This window comes from Candidatus Nomurabacteria bacterium (assembly GCA_020632075.1).
Lineage (GTDB): Bacteria > Patescibacteriota > Minisyncoccia > Phycocordibacterales > UBA918 > OLB19.
This window is the reverse complement of the sequence record JACKGH010000001.1, coordinates 605,058-621,601: the sequence shown is the minus strand read 5'-3', so window position 1 is coordinate 621,601 and position 16,544 is coordinate 605,058. Positions and strand designations below refer to the sequence as shown.

Annotated in this window: 17 protein-coding genes, 1 tRNA gene and 1 rRNA gene; 15 read left to right on the top strand and 4 right to left on the bottom strand. The window is 50.6% G+C overall.

The window, feature by feature from the left end; genetic code table 11:
* The 3 genes from H6786_02965 to H6786_02955 are packed head-to-tail and all read left to right on the top strand — an operon-like array spanning position 1 to position 1,665.
* Entirely contained in the window at positions 1–552 is a 552-nt protein-coding gene (locus H6786_02965; protein ID MCB9816335.1) for an AAA family ATPase, read from the top strand.
* Entirely contained in the window at positions 545–1,273 is a 729-nt protein-coding gene (locus H6786_02960; GenBank protein MCB9816334.1) for a prephenate dehydrogenase/arogenate dehydrogenase family protein, read from the top strand. Before H6786_02965 ends, H6786_02960 begins: the two co-directional genes overlap by 8 nt.
* Positions 1,274–1,305: 32 nt before the next feature.
* Positions 1,306–1,665, top strand: coding sequence for a hypothetical protein (locus tag H6786_02955; protein MCB9816333.1), 360 nt, complete (start codon positions 1,306–1,308; stop codon positions 1,663–1,665).
* Between the two features lie 43 nt (positions 1,666–1,708).
* Here the strand turns inward: H6786_02955 and H6786_02950 are convergent, their stop codons facing one another.
* Positions 1,709–2,401, bottom strand: coding sequence for a UMP kinase (locus tag H6786_02950; GenBank protein ID MCB9816332.1), 693 nt, complete (start codon positions 2,399–2,401; stop codon positions 1,709–1,711).
* A gap of 85 nt (positions 2,402–2,486) precedes the next feature.
* Here H6786_02950 and H6786_02945 point away from each other — a divergent pair, with 85 nt between their 5' ends.
* The 6 genes from H6786_02945 to H6786_02920 all read left to right on the top strand — a co-directional run bounded on the left by H6786_02945 (position 2,487) and on the right by H6786_02920 (position 10,187).
* The gene (locus H6786_02945) at positions 2,487–3,599 is read left to right on the top strand and encodes a hypothetical protein (protein MCB9816331.1); all 1,113 of its coding nucleotides are present in this window, start codon (positions 2,487–2,489) and stop codon (positions 3,597–3,599) included.
* A 232-nt stretch (positions 3,600–3,831) separates the two neighbouring features.
* Entirely contained in the window at positions 3,832–4,263 is a 432-nt protein-coding gene (locus H6786_02940; GenBank protein ID MCB9816330.1) for a hypothetical protein, read from the top strand.
* 542 nt (positions 4,264–4,805) lie between these two features.
* On the top strand, positions 4,806–5,447 hold the full coding sequence (locus H6786_02935; protein MCB9816329.1) for a hypothetical protein: 642 nt from the start codon (positions 4,806–4,808) through the stop codon (positions 5,445–5,447).
* Positions 5,448–5,532: 85 nt separating this feature from the next.
* A complete protein-coding gene (locus H6786_02930) occupies positions 5,533–6,150 on the top strand; it encodes a hypothetical protein (protein ID MCB9816328.1) in 618 nt (205 codons plus the stop codon).
* Between the two features lie 66 nt (positions 6,151–6,216).
* Positions 6,217–7,779: a hypothetical protein gene (locus tag H6786_02925; GenBank protein MCB9816327.1), complete on the top strand. Its 1,563-nt coding sequence runs from the start codon at positions 6,217–6,219 to the stop codon at positions 7,777–7,779.
* Positions 7,780–8,748: 969 nt separating this feature from the next.
* Positions 8,749–10,187 (top strand): 16S ribosomal RNA (locus H6786_02920).
* 266 nt (positions 10,188–10,453) lie between these two features.
* Here H6786_02920 and H6786_02915 read toward each other — a convergent pair.
* Positions 10,454–10,816, bottom strand: coding sequence for a hypothetical protein (locus H6786_02915; GenBank protein ID MCB9816326.1), 363 nt, complete (start codon positions 10,814–10,816; stop codon positions 10,454–10,456).
* A 117-nt stretch (positions 10,817–10,933) separates the two neighbouring features.
* On the opposite strand from H6786_02915, the gene H6786_02910 reads away from it, so the two are divergent.
* Together H6786_02910 and H6786_02905 are read left to right on the top strand one after the other, a co-directional pair.
* Positions 10,934–11,212, top strand: a complete 279-nt coding sequence (locus H6786_02910; GenBank protein MCB9816325.1) for a hypothetical protein — start codon at positions 10,934–10,936, stop codon at positions 11,210–11,212.
* A gap of 96 nt (positions 11,213–11,308) precedes the next feature.
* Positions 11,309–11,382: transfer RNA gene (locus tag H6786_02905), tRNA-Ile, on the top strand.
* Positions 11,383–11,425: 43 nt separating this feature from the next.
* Here H6786_02905 and H6786_02900 read toward each other — a convergent pair.
* Positions 11,426–11,632 (bottom strand): hypothetical protein, encoded by a 207-nt coding sequence (locus tag H6786_02900; protein ID MCB9816324.1) that lies wholly within the window; start codon positions 11,630–11,632, stop codon positions 11,426–11,428.
* A gap of 100 nt (positions 11,633–11,732) precedes the next feature.
* Between H6786_02900 and murD the strand changes: the two genes are divergently transcribed.
* The 3 genes from murD to H6786_02885 all read left to right on the top strand — a co-directional run bounded on the left by murD (position 11,733) and on the right by H6786_02885 (position 14,386).
* Positions 11,733–13,076, top strand: a complete 1,344-nt coding sequence (gene murD, locus H6786_02895) for a UDP-N-acetylmuramoyl-L-alanine--D-glutamate ligase (GenBank protein ID MCB9816323.1) — start codon at positions 11,733–11,735, stop codon at positions 13,074–13,076.
* A 49-nt stretch (positions 13,077–13,125) separates the two neighbouring features.
* On the top strand, positions 13,126–13,635 hold the full coding sequence (locus H6786_02890; GenBank protein ID MCB9816322.1) for a hypothetical protein: 510 nt from the start codon (positions 13,126–13,128) through the stop codon (positions 13,633–13,635).
* 151 nt (positions 13,636–13,786) lie between these two features.
* Positions 13,787–14,386: a hypothetical protein gene (locus H6786_02885; protein MCB9816321.1), complete on the top strand. Its 600-nt coding sequence runs from the start codon at positions 13,787–13,789 to the stop codon at positions 14,384–14,386.
* A 41-nt stretch (positions 14,387–14,427) separates the two neighbouring features.
* Here the strand turns inward: H6786_02885 and H6786_02880 are convergent, their stop codons facing one another.
* Positions 14,428–15,159: a laccase domain-containing protein gene (locus tag H6786_02880; GenBank protein MCB9816320.1), complete on the bottom strand. Its 732-nt coding sequence runs from the start codon at positions 15,157–15,159 to the stop codon at positions 14,428–14,430.
* Positions 15,160–15,216: 57 nt separating this feature from the next.
* On the opposite strand from H6786_02880, the gene H6786_02875 reads away from it, so the two are divergent.
* The gene (locus tag H6786_02875) at positions 15,217–16,512 is read left to right on the top strand and encodes a UDP-N-acetylmuramate--L-alanine ligase (GenBank protein MCB9816319.1); all 1,296 of its coding nucleotides are present in this window, start codon (positions 15,217–15,219) and stop codon (positions 16,510–16,512) included.
* The last annotated feature ends 32 nt before the right edge of the window (positions 16,513–16,544 follow it).

Here is a 16,544-nt window from a genome sequence, read left to right as displayed (position 1 = left end):
ATGTTCATCGGTCTCACAGGTTCATTTGGTGCAGGAAAAGGATGTGTGGCTGATTATTTGGTGAAGCAGAAAGGCTTCAGTCATTTTTCAGCACGTACGCTTATTACCGAAGAAGTGGAGAAGCGAGGCTTGCCGGTCAATCGAGATACATTGACACAGACCGCAAATGATCTTCGGAAACAAGGTGGTCCAACATTTATCTTTGAACAGTTGGTAGCACGAGCGAAAGAATGTGGCGGCGATGCGGTAATAGAAAGTATACGAGCCGTCGCAGAAGCAAAGTACATCAAAGAGCAGGGAGGATTTGTGCTTGGTGTTGATGCTGATCCGCAGATCCGGTACGAACGTATCGTGAAGCGGGGAAGTGAGACTGACCACGTGTCATTTGAAGAGTGGCACGCTCAAGAATTACGTGAGATGAATCCAGACGATCCAACCAAGCAGGATATTTTTGGTGCACTTAAAGAATCGGACTACGTGATTATGAACACCGATTCAATTGAGGCGTTAGAAGCTGAAGTTGAGCAGTTTTTAAGTACACATCATGGTTAATACAGTTGGCATCATTGGACACGGAAACTTTGGAAAGTTCTTGCTTGAGCTGGGACAGCGCTTTTTTCCAGAGGTTGAGTTTCGAGTGCATTCCCGACGGCACGAGCCAGACGGCAAGAACTTCTTTGACCTCAAGACCGCAGCGCAGTCAGATGTGGTCATCTTGTGCGATGGTATCAGTGAGTACGAAGAGCGGATGTTGGCAGTGCTCGAACATGCACTACCCGAGACGGTGCTGATCGATGTGGCAACGGTAAAGAAACACACCAGCGAGCTTTGTCACAAGCACTGCGATGGGCGTCGATTTATTTCGACACATCCGATGTTCGGCCCGGTTAGTTACAAAAAACATAAAGGCGATGTGAGTGGTTTCCGTATTGTGGTTACTGACTATGCGCTCAAGAACGACATGTATCAGATGCTGAAGCAGAAGTTTGCTGATTTTGGTTTCAATATTATTGAGATGACCGCCGATGAACATGATAAGCGTCTGGCGGAGACTTTGTTTTTGACACATTACATTGGTCAGTCGATCGTGCGAGCTGGCTTTAATCGAACCGAGATCGATACGCTCTCATTCCAATTTTTGATGGATGCGGTTGAGAGCGTGAAAGACGATATGAAGCTGTTTGAAGATGTGTATCGCTTCAATCCGTACTGTAAGAATGTTGCAGAGCGGCTTCATGATGCGCAGGAGTCAGTGTACAAAGAGTTGCAATAGCGTGTGTCGTTCTCTGTTATACTAAGCGTACTATGAAAGATTCAATAAGAAGGGTGGCGGCCGCACTGGGTGTGATCGGACTCTTGGCGTTTAGTGTTGTTACTATTCAGAGTATCGTGACACAGTGTGGCGCCGGGCAGATGTCTTGTTTATCCGCGGCAGTGTTGTTTGGTGTGCCACAAGCTCAGCCGGTCCTGATGGATTTTGAAATGAATCATGCAGCTCCAACAACGATTCACACCGATACAGTACCAACCATGATCGGTTTTACATTGTCACTCATTCAGGCGACCAGTGTGTACCTGATCTTATTGAGTGTTGTCATGCTCGTGGTTTTGGAGTTGTTTGAACTACGATACTTGCGTCATCTGCTGAAAGTGAAGCGTGCGTAGATAACAAAAGCGCCGGTCCCGAAGGGACCGGCGCTTTTGTTATCTACGCGATCTTTGTTCCAATAAATTCTTTTCCGTGGAGATAATCAGTCAGTGCGTCTGGCTTGTTGCCATTGATGATGGCAACCTCGATCTCTTTTTCGTCAGCGGCCTTAGCGGCGATCGGATCAAACGGGGCAGACAGTCCTGGATCCCACTCACTTGGGATCAGGGCACGGAACTCGCCCCAGCTGATATTTTCGATCCGTTTTGCGTCTGGGTTAGTGCGAGGGTCGTCGGTGTAGACGTAGTCGATATTTGAAAGGTTAATCACTTTCTTAGCACCGACGAGTTCAGCGATCTGGACTGCACGAAGGTCGGTCGAGCTGCCTGGTCGGTAGCCAGACGCGATCACCACTTTTTCATCCTTTGGTACATCGAGGATCTCGTCTGGATTGGTGAGCATCACGCGGTGGGCAGAATCACGGAAGATGGTGCGGAGTAGGTGGCCATTAAGGCGAGTGGCGTGGATACCCATCCAATCGAGGTCGTCGGTGGCGAGTTCAGCTACGGCGGCGGCCGCATCCTGATAATTTCGAGCGGTGCGGCCGCCGCCGGCAATAATAATAAATCGCCTTCCTTCGGCGATCTCTGCTTCTACAAATTTTTTAAACGTACTGAGGAATTCAGTATCGATTTGGTCGGGCACAATGAGCGATCCGCCCACTGACATAACGATCGTTTCGTGTGTATCCATATTGTTGTGCATTGTACGCTAAACACTCCCGCCTGCAAAATGGTATGCTACGAATAAGTTTATCCAGGTTAATCAGTTTATTTCTATGTCTCCAGAATTACTCGCAGCAGTGAAAGAACGACTATCATTAGGTCACGATGTTGAGTCGATCAAGGCTGAGATGCGTACCGCGGGCCACGATGAGTCTGTTATTGAGGTTGCGATCACCGCAGCACAGCACAGTGGCAGTGATACGCCGGTCAGTACAGACGCCGTTTTGTTACCGAGTTTCGGCAGTCTGTTTATGGGTAGCTTGTCGTACGCTTGGAAGAAGTGGTCACTTGTGGGATGGACATTATTGCTGTTTGTGGTTTTTGTTGCGCTCCTAGGTTTGTCGGCAATGCTTATGACGGCGCAACCGATCGTGGCTGGAGCGCTGATGTTCATTGTTGCGGTTGGTGGTTCATTCTTGTTCTTGGTTTTCAGTTTGGCTGTGCAGCGGGTGGTTGCAACAGATTCTGATGCGGCTGAAGTACGTCTCAAGGATGGCTGGGATTGGGCCAAGGGACATTTCTTTTGGTCTGGGCTATGGGTCATGTTACTGATGATGCTGATCGTCCAAGGAGCGAGTAGTATCATCATTCCGTATATTGTGATCGGTCCATTCATTTCTTTCATGGTGTACGCATACATCATGGAAGGTTTCACTGGTCTGTCCTCAGTATTTCGGGCCCGTGAACTAGGTAAGGGTAACTGGTGGCCGCTCTTGTGGCGTAAGGGCCTATTCGTGTCTATTATTGCGTTGCCGATGGTAGTTATGGTTATTGGGGCTGTTGTTGCAATGATCTTCTTCCTGGGCATTCCCGGAGAGGCAGACTATCCAGACCTGCTTGGAAATATTGGATTAATCGCAGCAGGGGGACTCCTCTTTATTGTGTATGCCGTATTTACAAGCATCTGGTCTTTCCGTTTCAACGTGCTTTTGTTCCGTCATTTAGTAGCAGCACGACCAGTGACAGAGGCTAGTGGAATTGGTACTGATAAGTGGAAGTATGTTGTGCTTGTGATCATTGGTGTGCTTGGATCATTTATGCCATCAGGTGGTGAAGAAGATATGGCTGAGTTTGAACAATTGTGGCAACCAGAATCTGGATTTGAACAACAAGAACAGATCGACTTCAAGGATCGCGCACAGGAGCTGCGTTTTGGTGAGGAGTAAGGGAAATCATTCTGTTCCAGAAGCCAAGCGAGGTCAAGCCGCAACGTCAACAGTTGAGGCTTGACTTTTTTCTAATGTATGCTAGCTTTGGCATGTCTTCACGACGTGGTCATGTGTTGGTCTCTTCCAGAACAAAATTCTGGAAACCACCAACCTTGTCCCACGCTGTGGGGCAAGAACCGTTGGCGCATTGCCAACACATACATCACGTCAATCCAGAAGGGGATGAGACATGAAAACCAAGTTCTTCGCACTGACCGCTGCCTCGGCAGCACTGGCACTCGGCCTCGTGACCAATGCATCGGCCTGCGACCCGGAAATCTGCGTTCAGCCCATCGAGACCCTCCAGGTGGTCCTCAATGGAGTCGGTGGCATCGCCGGTGAAGGTGTCGTGAACACCGAAGGCGACGAATCGGTCGCTCACGTCATCAAGGAGGGTAACCTCTCGCTGAACCAGCAGATCGACCTCAGTCTGCAGGGTTGCGCAAATGGATGCGAAAGCGTCATGGCAAGCTTCCAGGGTCTCGCCAGTGAGCATGTGTTTTCTTTCGGTGAGGCCGTCAGCAACACGCCCGGCCAGGCAGCGGGAGTCGCCAACCGTTCGGTCGCCGAAACTTTGATCGGTGTCACCTACGGCGTAAGCCGGGGTAGTACCGGCCAGTAACTCGGTCGCATCGCTGTCGCGGTGACTCAAGCTTGCTTGGGTCACCGCATCCTAACCTTTGACACTCTTCGAGTGATCAATACATCCATGTCCCTACCAGCCCGGTAGGGCATTTTTTAAATGAGTAAATACTCGAAGAGTATATTACGAATTTAGTTCCGAATCGGCGGCTTTTGCCTGCCGCCGATTCCTGGAACAGGTCAAGGGCTTACAGCATTGATTTTGTGTCGCTAGATCTGACTGCAGGACAAGCTTCAATAATCACTTGATTTTTTATTAAAAGTATGCTATAAAACCCTCCACGGATTATATCTTGACACACGGATCATTCGTGGTGTCATGATAAGGGAACCGCGTTCGTCACAACTGAAGAGGAAACAACAATGCATAGCATACGCTTGCGGGCGCTCGGTTGGATTGCGATGGTAGCCATCGGCTGCCTGTGTTTTTCAACCTCGTCTGTGGCAGAGCCCGCAGGCGACGCCCAAATCAAAACAGAGTTTCCGTCGACTCCGCTTGCCCCTCGGGGAAAGTGGAAATCGATGCGATACTCGTCATTCCACGCAACACCTGGATCGTTGTTCGACCAATGTCTTCGGACGGTCGATCACTATCGGTCTGATCTTGCGGCTGGTTTCCCAGGTAAGACCCAGGAAGAGAAAGAGTTCCTCAAGGGACTCAAACCTCTGATGGTAGAGCAAACTTGCTTTACCTCCCGGGACAAGTATGAGCATCCGGAGAAGTATTCGGCTGCCGAGCAGTGCTACTGGGAAACGGTACCAGACGAGATCGTCTTTCTCTACATGAATGGCCTCATCAATGGTCATCATGGCGTGACCGAGCTGGTTGAAAAACTGCTTGGCCGCGAAGACAAGGCGCTCATCTGTCCGCTTGGTGAGGGTTTGTTCAGCTACTGGTTCCGGGATGACCCGGGCAAGAGCTGCAACAACGCAGGGTTTACCTACGATCCACCCAAACCACCGCCTCCAGCCCCGACCCCTCCGGTCGAGCCTGAGTGTCGGATCGTAGCGACAGGTCAACCGATCAATGGTGATCACAGTCTGCATCTACCGAGCCAAGTGCTTGGATGCTGCTGTACTGACGATCAGTATATTCCGAGTTTCGATTTTCGAATCGAAGATACCGTGAACATGCCGCAGCAATTCCGCGTGATCTGCGACTAACAACAGGAGATGTAGAATGAAGACGAAAATCTTCTCGCGGTCGCTGCTTGCGGCCTTGGTAGTCGGAGCTACGGGGTGCTCTTCATTGGGTCCCAAAGCTCCGATCGAGCGTGTCTCGGATGACACGTACGTCAACCAGTGGGATGATAATCAACGCACTGAGTACGATACTCAGATGCCGATTCTGTCGGACCGCTGGCTCAAGAAACAGCAGACTGACTACCGTGCCGGATTCCCGGTGCACTTTGGTGAAGGGAAGACAGCCGGTACGATTCTTCGTAACCGACTGCTCGACCAGGCTGCAGTGTATCAAGGACACATCACCAGCGAAATGGGGATGGAGGTCGGAGCACTCATCATCTACCAGACCGAAGGGCCTGATGGAACGATGAAGCTGAACAACGGTAAGCCCGTTGTTCTGCTGACGCAGCCGTTCTCGCAAGAGGCCAATGGTCGCTTCGTAGCGAAGCTCGGCGTTCAGCTCTTGTCCGCTCTTGGACATGGTGCTTGGGCCGCCGAGATTCGTGCCGACAGCTGTAAAGACGGCAACTGTGCCGGAAATACCACTCTCATCAACGCGGGTGGTAACAGCTCGGCAGGAGCGATCTCTGGTTCGGAGTCCAGTGCTGGTGCGGGGGTTGATCTCAACTTTAACGCATCAGGGGGCGACTGCTGCGGTGGGGCATTCTCACCGCGTCGGTAAGGAATTGCCGGCGGCCTCACGGCCGCCGGCTCCGCAAACTCAACGTAAAAATGGGGAGATAAACTCATGAAACTTTCTTTTGCAGGAGCCTTCATGGCTGGTCTCCTCATGGTGACCAGTCTGGCTGCGTCGGCTGCAGAGCCGGTGTACTCATGCGAAGGGGTCTGGGGCGACCCGGCCACCTTCGAATCTGACTGGACAAACACCCAGCGGGTGCTGGGGATCAAGTCCGGTGACACGATGGTTTCGCGGACCAAGGTGGGTGAGTTGCTGCGTGGATACGCAAAGACGCACTGTGCTGCACCCTTCGCTCGCTTGAGCGAAGCGAAGCAGCAGCCGTACGGCTTCGTCCATCACGTGATGAGCGAAAGCAACATGTCGCTGAAAGGTGAAGTGACGCCGGATATGCCGGTCGGTCACCTGAAGGATATGGTGGAGTACGGTGTCTACCTGGGACTCGTTCCCAAGACCGAACTGACGACGCAAATGGAAACGCGTCGGCAGGCCGCACTGGCAGCTGGGAAGCTCCAGACGGTACGGCAGTTCATCACGGTCATGGGGGCCAATAGCAAGAACAACCGCGTCAGCGATGCTGACAAGGCAGAATTCTTGCGGCAGATCAACGAGATCAAAGGACTGCAGGCAGCTGATGTCGAGCTCGACGCGAGGCTGGCCAAGGCCGAGAAGATGGTAGCGGCTGGAGTCGTGGCACCGAAAATGCTCGATGACGCTGTTGCTGCACTCGAAGGCCAGATCGGCAAGCTGCGTGACACGGTACGTCTCCATGGGCTCGAAATTGGTGGCCTGAAGGAACGCACCGCAAAGCTTGAGGCAAGCTATCAGGTGATGGCGGAGCAGATCGGCGTGGCCAACGGGGCCATTGCTGAGAATGCTGGCAACATCTCCAATCTTGGAGAGACGGTTAAGAAAATGGGTGCTACGGTGTCTACTTTCGATGGTCGTATCAAAAAGCTGGAGAAGCCGTTCTTGCACGACCTGGTGCTGGCTTGGGGTGGTGAAGATCTCGCTAAGAGCTACACCTTCAACCCTGAGAAGTATCAGGTGTGGACGGCGGCCGTCGTCGCAGCGGTACTCGTACTGCTGGCAGTCCTGATCTCGTGGCTCTTGGGTCGCAAGACCCGGAAGGATGTCGGCAATCTTGCGAAACAGGTAGCACGCCATCGTGTGTACTTGTTCGGAGACAAGCGAAGCAATGATCCTGCTCTGCGCACGTCGCTTCGTATGCGGCAGTCAGCTGTCGAGCGGCAAGCATCGGAAGCTGTACATATGGCTGAAGATGCGCTCGACGTGGCAGCTCACAATCCTGCGGATGAGATGCCGAAATGGAACTCGTCCAATCTGACCATCGACATGCTCGCCAACCTGACGGAAGGCAAGGAGTACGCGGTGGAATGGAAAGGTACGTACAAAAAACGTCCGTTTGTTATCAAGATCTGGAGGGAGCAACATACTCCGAAGGGTCAGGTGCAAACAGATGTGGTGCGTAACGAAGTGAGTGGTCAGGAGACAGGTGAGGCTTTTGCGCTCAAGCGCTTGAAGCTTCGTCTCGAGAACGCTGTCATGAACGGCCGGGTCCCTTTGGGTGACCCTGTTGCACAGGCAGTGTAAGGAAGAAAAAGTCACCGGCCGCAACTGCGGCCGGTGACAAGGAGAAAGAGCTCCTAAACATTCTCTTACCGAATGCTGATGCAGTGTATACAGTACGTAACCAAGTACGACCTAACCCGTCTGAACCGTTGCTGAAAGATGTGCTGCAACAACATGTGAAATCAAACGTGACCTGTACGTGACCTGTACGACCTAACCCGTCCGAACTTTCACCGAACTGTCACCAAAGATTCTACATACAAATTGTTTCCTAATTCAGAACAAACAGTTCTTCGATTCGGTCGAGCACCACATTGTGTGTGCTCTCGAGTCAGCCTGAGCCTCCTGGCCGCGTCACGCGCCGGAGGCTCTATTTTTTATGGAAATGGACTCAGTGATACGGGTTTCTTAGTTGGTGATTTTGCATTGTTGATACTTTACAAAAATATACCCAAAAAGTACTTGCAAAGTTTTTGAATGAAGAAATGAGCGCAGCGATTATTCTGAATTTATGTAGGCGCTTAGCCAGAATCGACCCCGACCAAGGGGAGATTATGGCTGCAGCGAGCTGCAGGGATGGGTTCTGAATTTCTTTCCTCAGGAAACGCTTGCATTTTTTTTAGCGATCTGTATAATGGCGCCACTGTTCATCGGAGGTAATACAAGAGTGCCTTGAGGCACTTTTCTCACGGGTAAGTTCCGAGGAGAACTTCCGAAAGGGATCAGTGTGTACGTTGACATTTTCATACAACATATCTATAGCCCAACTATAGATATGAGAAGTATATTGTTGTGATCAACTTTGTTGATCAGAATGGTATGCATCACACAGCAATAACACATATTCTTTCCACAAAGATATGTGAGCACAAGACAAAAGTGTTTATAGATACTTTTGTCTTATCCTTAGGTAAATCGTTTTGCTTTTGAGCGCGCTCTTCGGTGAGTGGCTGCTCGCAAAACGCAGATACACATTTGTGTACCTGTCTTAAATTAGAGTTTGATCCTAGCTCAGGATGAATGCTGGCGGCGTGGATGAGGCATGCAAGTCGAGTGGGTTTAGACCCACGGCAGACGAGGTAGGAACACGTAGGTACGTACCCAAAAGTCAGGGATATTCCGGCGAAAGTCGGCGCAATACTTGATGGTCCCTTCGGGGTAAAGATTTATCGCTTTTGGAACGGCCTGCGGGCTATCAGCTTGTTGGTAAGGTAACGGCTTACCAAGGCTACGACGGCTAGGGGAGGTGAGAGCCTGACCCCCACCGATGGAACTGAGACACGGTCCATACTCCTACGGGAGGCCGCAGTCGAGAATCTTCCGCAATGGACGAAAGTCTGACGGAGCGACGCCGCGTGGTGGATGAAGTGCTTAGGCACGTAAACACCTTTTATGAGTGAAGAAGTTTATTGACATTAGCTCATGAATAAGGGGCTCCCAACTCTGTGCCAGCAGGAGCGGTAATACAGAGGCCCCAAGCATTATCCGGATTCACTGGGCGTAAAGGGTGCGTAGGCGGTGATGTTAGTCAGGTGTTAAATCTTTGGGCTCAACCCAAAGCTCGCATCTGAAACGGCATCACTAGAGGAAGTCAGAGGTAAGCAGAACTCTCGGTGTAGGGGTGAAATCCGTTGATATCGAGGGGAATACCAAATGCGAAGGCAGCTTACTGGGACTTTCCTGACGCTGAGGCACGAAAGCATGGGTAGCGAATCGGATTAGATACCCGAGTAGTCCATGCCCTAAACGCTGTCTGTTGGTTTTGGGGGGAATCGACCCCCTCCGAGACGAAGTTAACACGTTAAACAGACCGCCTGGGTAGTACGAGCGCAAGCTTAAAACTCAAAGGAATAGACGGGGGCTCGCACAAGCGGTGGATCATGAGGCTTAATTCGTCGATAAGCGAAAAACCTTACCAAGGCTAGAAATCATACTGCATACTCTGGGAAACTAGAGTAGCCTTCGAGGGTGTATGACAGGTGATGCATGGCCGTCGTCAGTTCGTGGCTTGAGCTGTTCCCTTAAGTGGGGAAACGAACGCAACCCTCGTTGCCTGTTACAAGTGTCAGGCGAGACTGCTCCCTCACGGGAGAGGAAGGTGAGGATGACGCCAGGTCAGCATGTCCCTTGATGCCTTGGGCTGCACTCGTGATACAATGGGAAGTACAAAGGGACGCAATACCGTAAGGTGGAGCAAATCCTGATAAAACTTTCCTCAGTTCGGATTGTGGGCTGCAACTCGCCCACATGAAGCTGGAATCGCTAGTAATCGTGAATCAGCACGTCACGGTGAATACGTTCCCGAGCCTTGTACTCACCGCCCGTCAAGTCAGGGGAGTCGGGAGTGCCCGAAGTTCGTCTTTACGGCGACCTACGGTAAACTCGATAACAAGGACTAAGTCGTAACAAGGCACGGCTAGCGGAAGCTGGTCGTGGATTAATTCCAATTGGACACGTTGTCGTGGTGGGGTGACCCATTCACAATGACAGCTAATTGGTCGGTATTATGTGCCTCAATTGAGCACATAATGAGACATAATACTCATTCTCCAAACTGGTATTAGACTTTAGGGAAAGACCTAACCAAAGGATAAGACAAAAGTGAACATAAACTCCTTTTGTTACATTGTATGAAAATGAACGTAGCAATAAAATAGCGCGGCGCCCTTGGGCGCCGCGCTATTTTATTCGTGTACTACGGTCCCATTAATTTAACATAGTCTTGATCTGGGAGTGCGCCTGGAGCAGAGTTGCCAAAGATCGCTTTTGCAATGAAGTTAACTGCTCCCCATAAGATCAGGATCATGACAAATGCAAGGATGCCATACAGAGCCAGGGAACGAGCCTTCTCACGACCTTCCTGGTTGGCGCTTTCGATAATGAAGTATCGAACCGCATTAAACGCAAAGAGGATGAAGGCTAGTGCTAGAAAGAAAGGAATGAAATACTTTTGGAATGAGTCATCAATGTTTATAAATGCATCTTGTATTGATTGCGCATGAGTAACAACTGGAATTAACAGAAGTATCGAAAGTGTGTAGGGGGCAAGTTTTTTCATACAGTCATTATACCGTAGCAAAAAGTAGGGAAAGTCTTAGGGTGTGTATTGACTTTTGAATTTTATGTATTAAAATATTAAACACAGAATTTGAAGTACCTTTAAGGAGGATAGGAGATGAAGCTGACGTACACCTTGCGTCAAATTGCACTTGCTCTCATGTTTGCCGCGGGGTTTGTGAGCCTCTGTACCGTGCTTATCATGAGCGTGTCCAAGTCGCAGGCCTCACCAACATCGACTGTGGTAGTCTACGTCGACCACACCCTCGGCAGCGACAACTGCGTTGATGCGAAGATCAACGGCAGGTGGGCAGGTTGCGAAGATCTCCCGGCAGTACGAGACGACACGATCTTCGTTCGCCCCGGCACTACGTCTTTCGAGCTGCGCGCGCAGTAAGAAGATAGATCCAACTACTTAGCGTTCCCGCGCTAAGTAGTTTTTTGTAGTAGGACTTTCATATCTGACAAAAATCTGCTATAGTTCTGGCCACTTCCGCGCTTAGCTCAGTTGGCTAGAGCATTCGACTGATACTCGAAAGGCCCTAGGTTCGAATCCTAGAGCGCGGACAAAGAATTTCACTTGAACCATAAAAACCGCCACTGGCGGTTTTTATGATTCAAAGTCCTCGATCTGTTCTGCTGGAGTGTTAATTTTGTCCATCAGAATCGAAGTCTGTACTTGCAGGTCTCTTGTCACGGTCTGTAGTTCGACAGTGATGTTGTACACAAAGATCGCAAAACCGATCGTTACTAACCATGCAACATACGGGAAGATCTTGTATGACTCAAGCGCTTTGTCATTTCCATTAGTTTTCATGTAAGTAAGTATAAGGCAGTATTCAGGTAGGTTGAACAGTATGGTGTGTACAGTATGCATGCAACTAGCTTTTTCTGCATAATTTATCTAGTATGTAGCGATGAATTATGCTGAGTATTTTAATGGCAAGCGAGTGACGGTGATGCGCATCGGCTTGTTGGGTCGTGGTGTTGGAGATGCTGCGTTCTTGGCTGAAATGGGTGCCGATGTGCACGTGGTGGATGATGCACCAGCCGAGGTGATGCAACCGTCAGTCGACGCACTGAAAGACTATCCAAACATACGCTTTACGTTTGGGTCGTACCAGGAGGAACATTTTACGCAGGCTGACTATGTGTTGGTGGGAGCTGGTGCGCCACTGAATATGCCGGAGTTAGAAGCCGCGCGTGCCGCTGGGGTCGAACTTAAACAGAGTGCGGCGTGGTTTGCGGAGCTGTCGCAGGTCCCGGTGATCGGAGTGACCGGCACGCGCGGCAAGAGCACGGTGACCCACATGATCCACCACGTACTATCTGAAGTTACTGGTGAGAAGATCTTGCTTGGCGGTAATGTCCGCGGTTTGTCTAACCTGCAGCTTCTCAAGGCAGTACAGGAAGATTCACTTTGCGTGATGGAGCTCGACTCGTGGCAACTGCAAGGCTTCGGCTGGGCGAAGATCAGTCCGCAGATCGCAGTTTTTACTAACTTCATGGAGGATCATCTTAACTACTACATGGCAGGAGGTCGGAGTAAGGAAGAAGCGATGAGGCTCTACTTTGCAGATAAGGCGAACATCTTTAAGTATCAAGAGGAGACTGGTGTATTGGTCACGACTCCAGAGGTCTTTGAATGGGCAAAGCAGCTTGGTAGTGTGTCGGTGGGGCAGGAGATTGTCTTGGCAGATGTTTCGAGTATTCCTGAGGATTCACTACTCTCAATGCCGGGTGAGCATAATCGACTCAATGCAGCACTCGCGTATGAGGCGCTGAAAGCCGTGAGCCTGGGTGACGAAGAGATCTTCGCCGGTCTGGCGAGCTTTCCGGGAGTAGAGGGTCGGTTGCAGTATCTTGGTGAGCGAGATGGTGTAAAGATCTATAACGACAACAATGCTACGACACCGCAGGCGACCATCCGCGGCCTGCAGGCAGTTGGCAATGAAGATGATAAAAATGTGATCTTGATCGCGGGTGGTGCGTACAAAAATCTTGACCCATCTCCGCTTCTTGAGATGATCCCACAGTACTGCAAGAAAGTAGTGTTATTACCTGGCACAGGAACAGACTGTATTAAAGAAGAGATCGAAGCTGAGGTGGTCGGGAGTGTTGAGTCGGCAGTTAAGGCCGGGCTCGCCTGCGGCGAGCCCGGCGACGTCCTCCTATTCTCGCCAGGCTTTGCGTCATTTGGACTATTTAAAAATGAATATGAGCGCAACGATGCATTTATCGAAGCAGTAGACAAACTATAGATATAGTTGTATTTTGTAGGCTCATTCACACAAGACTACGGAGGTGAATATGGGTGTTCTTTGTTGTCCAGATCGAACTGATCTGACAAACAAGAAGTTGTTATTTTTGGCTGGACCCAATCGCTTTGCGCCGTCGTGGCGCTTTGCAGAAGCGGTACCGTACTTGGTTTCGCGCGTGCCAGACGACGTACTGATCTGCTCTCCAGAGCGACGAGATGATCGTGATGCTGGTCCATACTCAGATACTAAAAAGCTCGAGCAAATGGACTGGGAACGAGATCATCTCTTGGCTGCGGCTCGAGCTGGTGTTTGGCTGTTTTGGTTACCGCTTCGCGAGAGTGAGACGTACGGCCATAATTATGGACAGCGCACCGGTCATGAGTTGGCACTTTCGGCCACGCTTCGCGCTACAGCTGGACTCAAGATGGTAATTGGGGCCGAAGACGGCTACCCAGGCTTGGCGAGCACTCTGCATACGTACGAGTGGTTTGCCGACAGTGCTCCGCCACTGCACAGTTCGTTGATCGAAACGTGCAACGCAGCGTTAGCACTATTGTAAATACAATTTAAGAGGTTGTGTGACATGCACAAAACACAGTCACTACATGCTCAGTACTCAGAGCGCATCACACATAGTGTGGTGCGCTTTTCATATTGTGCTGGTGTGTTAGGATGCGTCTTGGATACAGCTGCTAGCGGAGGAGCAAGCAATGAACGAGCAAGGTTTGGTTTCGCTGCGCGAACACGGCATTCGGGGTATTAACTACTACTGGGATCGTCGTGAGCAGTTTGGTCTAACCGAAGCTGAGTTGGCTGAGGTGGGTATTACCGGCAACGAGGTGCTCGTGCATATGCATCTGATCGATGCACTCAAAGCTGTCGATGCGGTCTTTCGTCAGAAAGGGTACGAGCTGTACGTCAAAGAAGGCTATCGTCCGGTCGAGCTCTATGAGCTTGTCTACCAGAAGCGCGTTGAGTCGGGTAAGGCTGATGAGGCAAATCGACTCTTCAATATGACCGACATGCCGCACGCAACGGGTCTCAGTGTCGACGTGACATTGTGGGATATCCGGCGACAGCGTGAGGTCTACTTGCGCGATGGCAACGATGGAGTTGATGCGCTGTTTGTCGACTTCTACAAGCGCAAGCCGGGCGAGGTGGCTGAGTGGTATCAGGTCATGCAGGAATGGGTTATCGAGGTTATGCAAAAGCACGGCTTCCGGCTCGGAACGAAGCGGGAGTACTTCCACTTTGACTACCGTCCAGGGACTCAATACAACTACCCGATTTCCGTTGAGTACAAGGCATAAAAAGCGCTATGCAACAACCGTTGCATAGCGCTTTCTTGGTTTTAGTGAAGAACGGTGATGATGGTATTTCGTTTCTTGGTTCGGTCTCGCCGGTAACTTGCAAGGGAGCTCGTCTTCGAGGTGAAGGGACCGATCATTTGGATCTGTCTTCGGGGTACCCCATACATTGCCAACTGTTCGGTGATTACCCAAGGTAGATCGATCGTACCGAGGTCGTGGTCCTCAAAGGCTCTATCTCCAAACTGCTCAAACGGTTTAGTCAGTGCTCGTGCTTCTGGGTGGTTATGCCGAAAATCTTCAGCGGCAATTGAACCAACAATGATCACATTGACCTCATTCGGGTCCATTGGATTCAAGAACCTCCAGCAATCGGTGATGATGTTGCTGATCGGTCCGCTAGGCTCGTTACTTGGACTCATTGCTGGTCTTCCGGCATGCGTAGCAATGAGCTGGTGTAGTATGGCGTCATAGATCACTACCACCGGACAATCTGCAGTGAAATGGATCGCAGACTGTTCAGGATCTGTCAGGTGTACTGCGTCTACATACGCATCAAACAGATTTGGATACTGTGCGTGTGTGGTTGGGTGCCAGATCTTACGGAAACCTGTATCGCTGGCAGTGCTAGCTGATTTGATCAGGAAGGCCTCTTCCATGTCTGCGCCAAGCTCAACTGCGAGCCTGCGAGCGGGGCTGCCGTCATCTGGCCCATACATGGCAACGGTAAACAGCCTATCCGTACCGTCGTACTCTGTATGAACAATATTTTGCATCGCGAAATCCTCTTTGAAAAGACTCTCTAAGGTGTGATATTATGCTACGCTCAGAATATGTCAACACCGAACATCAATAAGATACAGCGCATTCATTTCATCGGTATTGGAGGAATTGGCATGTCAGCGCTCGCGCGACACTTCCTGTTTGAAAAGAAGACTGTTAGTGGCTCTGACCGCTCACTTTCACCAATTACAAAAGCACTCGCAGCAGAAGGGGTGCAAATTTTTGGTGAGCAGGTTGCCAGTAACATCACTGATGATATTGAGCTTATTGTGTACACCGAAGCAATGTCCAAGACGCATGAGGAGATGAAAGCAGCTCGCGAACTTGATGTGCCGATGATGAACTACTTTGAAGCACTCGGGCTCGCGATGAATCCGTACTATCTCATCGCGGTAGCGGGTACACACGGGAAAACTACTACGAGCGCTATGATCACAGATGTGTTCGAGACAGCGGAGAAAGATCCAACGGCAGTGATCGGCTCGTTACGCGCGACCACTAAGAGTAACTACCGTGCTGGGAAGAGTAAGTACGCGATCGTCGAGGCATGTGAGTATAAGCGCGACTTTTTGAGCTTGAAGCCGGAAGTGTTGGTAATCACCAACCTAGAGCATGAGCATGTCGACTACTACCCAGACCTAGCAGCAGTGCAGCGTGCATTTCGGAAGCTGGCGAAGCAGGTGAGTGATACTGGAGTGATCATCGCAAATATCACTGATCCAAATGTCGCACCGATCCTTAAAGGACTCGATGTTGAAGTGGTGAACTATATGGACTTTGTCGACCTTGAACTGCCGCTCAAACAGCCAGGTATACATAATTGTCTTAACGCTGCCGCGGCGCTTGCGGTGGCAACGCATGAAAAACTCGATCTCGATGCCGCCAAGAATGCCTTACTACATTTTGCGGGTACGTGGCGCCGGTTTGAATTTAAAGGGGATTGTAATGGTGCACCGGTCTACGATGACTACGGCCATCATCCAACCGAGATTAAGGCGACGATCGCGGGTGCGCGCGAGCTCTATCCTGACAAGCGGATCGTGGTCGCATTTCAGCCGCACACGTTTACGCGCACTGCTGCACTCTTTGATGATTTTGCGAAGGCGTTTTCTGGAGCTGATTCGGTAGTATTCTTGCCGATCTACGCAGCGCGTGAAAATAACGAAACGGGCGTCTCGAGTCGTGAGCTCGCGGTGAAGGCACTTGAGTATGTGCCAGAGTCTCGCTTTGCTGAATCCTTTGAAGCTGCCGAGCAGCTCTTACGACAACAGCTGACCGATCACGAAGTGTTGGTGGTAATGGGGGCAGGGGATGTGACTGAGCTTGCTTCGGCGTTGACTCGGTAACTTTTCTGCCGCGGTGTCTGTTATACTGCAGT

Coding starts and splice junctions, on each gene's coding strand:
- H6786_02965 (MCB9816335.1), top strand. CDS start 1: ATGTTCATCGGTCTCACAGGTTCATTTGGTGCAGGAAAAGGATGTGTG.
- H6786_02960 (MCB9816334.1), top strand. CDS start 545: ATGGTTAATACAGTTGGCATCATTGGACACGGAAACTTTGGAAAGTTC.
- H6786_02955 (MCB9816333.1), top strand. CDS start 1,306: ATGAAAGATTCAATAAGAAGGGTGGCGGCCGCACTGGGTGTGATCGGA.
- H6786_02950 (MCB9816332.1), bottom strand. CDS start 2,401: ATGGATACACACGAAACGATCGTTATGTCAGTGGGCGGATCGCTCATT.
- H6786_02945 (MCB9816331.1), top strand. CDS start 2,487: ATGTCTCCAGAATTACTCGCAGCAGTGAAAGAACGACTATCATTAGGT.
- H6786_02940 (MCB9816330.1), top strand. CDS start 3,832: ATGAAAACCAAGTTCTTCGCACTGACCGCTGCCTCGGCAGCACTGGCA.
- H6786_02935 (MCB9816329.1), top strand. CDS start 4,806: ATGCGATACTCGTCATTCCACGCAACACCTGGATCGTTGTTCGACCAA.
- H6786_02925 (MCB9816327.1), top strand. CDS start 6,217: ATGAAACTTTCTTTTGCAGGAGCCTTCATGGCTGGTCTCCTCATGGTG.
- H6786_02915 (MCB9816326.1), bottom strand. CDS start 10,816: ATGAAAAAACTTGCCCCCTACACACTTTCGATACTTCTGTTAATTCCA.
- H6786_02910 (MCB9816325.1), top strand. CDS start 10,934: ATGAAGCTGACGTACACCTTGCGTCAAATTGCACTTGCTCTCATGTTT.
- H6786_02900 (MCB9816324.1), bottom strand. CDS start 11,632: ATGAAAACTAATGGAAATGACAAAGCGCTTGAGTCATACAAGATCTTC.
- murD (MCB9816323.1), top strand. CDS start 11,733: ATGAATTATGCTGAGTATTTTAATGGCAAGCGAGTGACGGTGATGCGC.
- H6786_02890 (MCB9816322.1), top strand. CDS start 13,126: ATGGGTGTTCTTTGTTGTCCAGATCGAACTGATCTGACAAACAAGAAG.
- H6786_02885 (MCB9816321.1), top strand. CDS start 13,787: ATGAACGAGCAAGGTTTGGTTTCGCTGCGCGAACACGGCATTCGGGGT.
- H6786_02880 (MCB9816320.1), bottom strand. CDS start 15,159: ATGCAAAATATTGTTCATACAGAGTACGACGGTACGGATAGGCTGTTT.
- H6786_02875 (MCB9816319.1), top strand. CDS start 15,217: ATGTCAACACCGAACATCAATAAGATACAGCGCATTCATTTCATCGGT.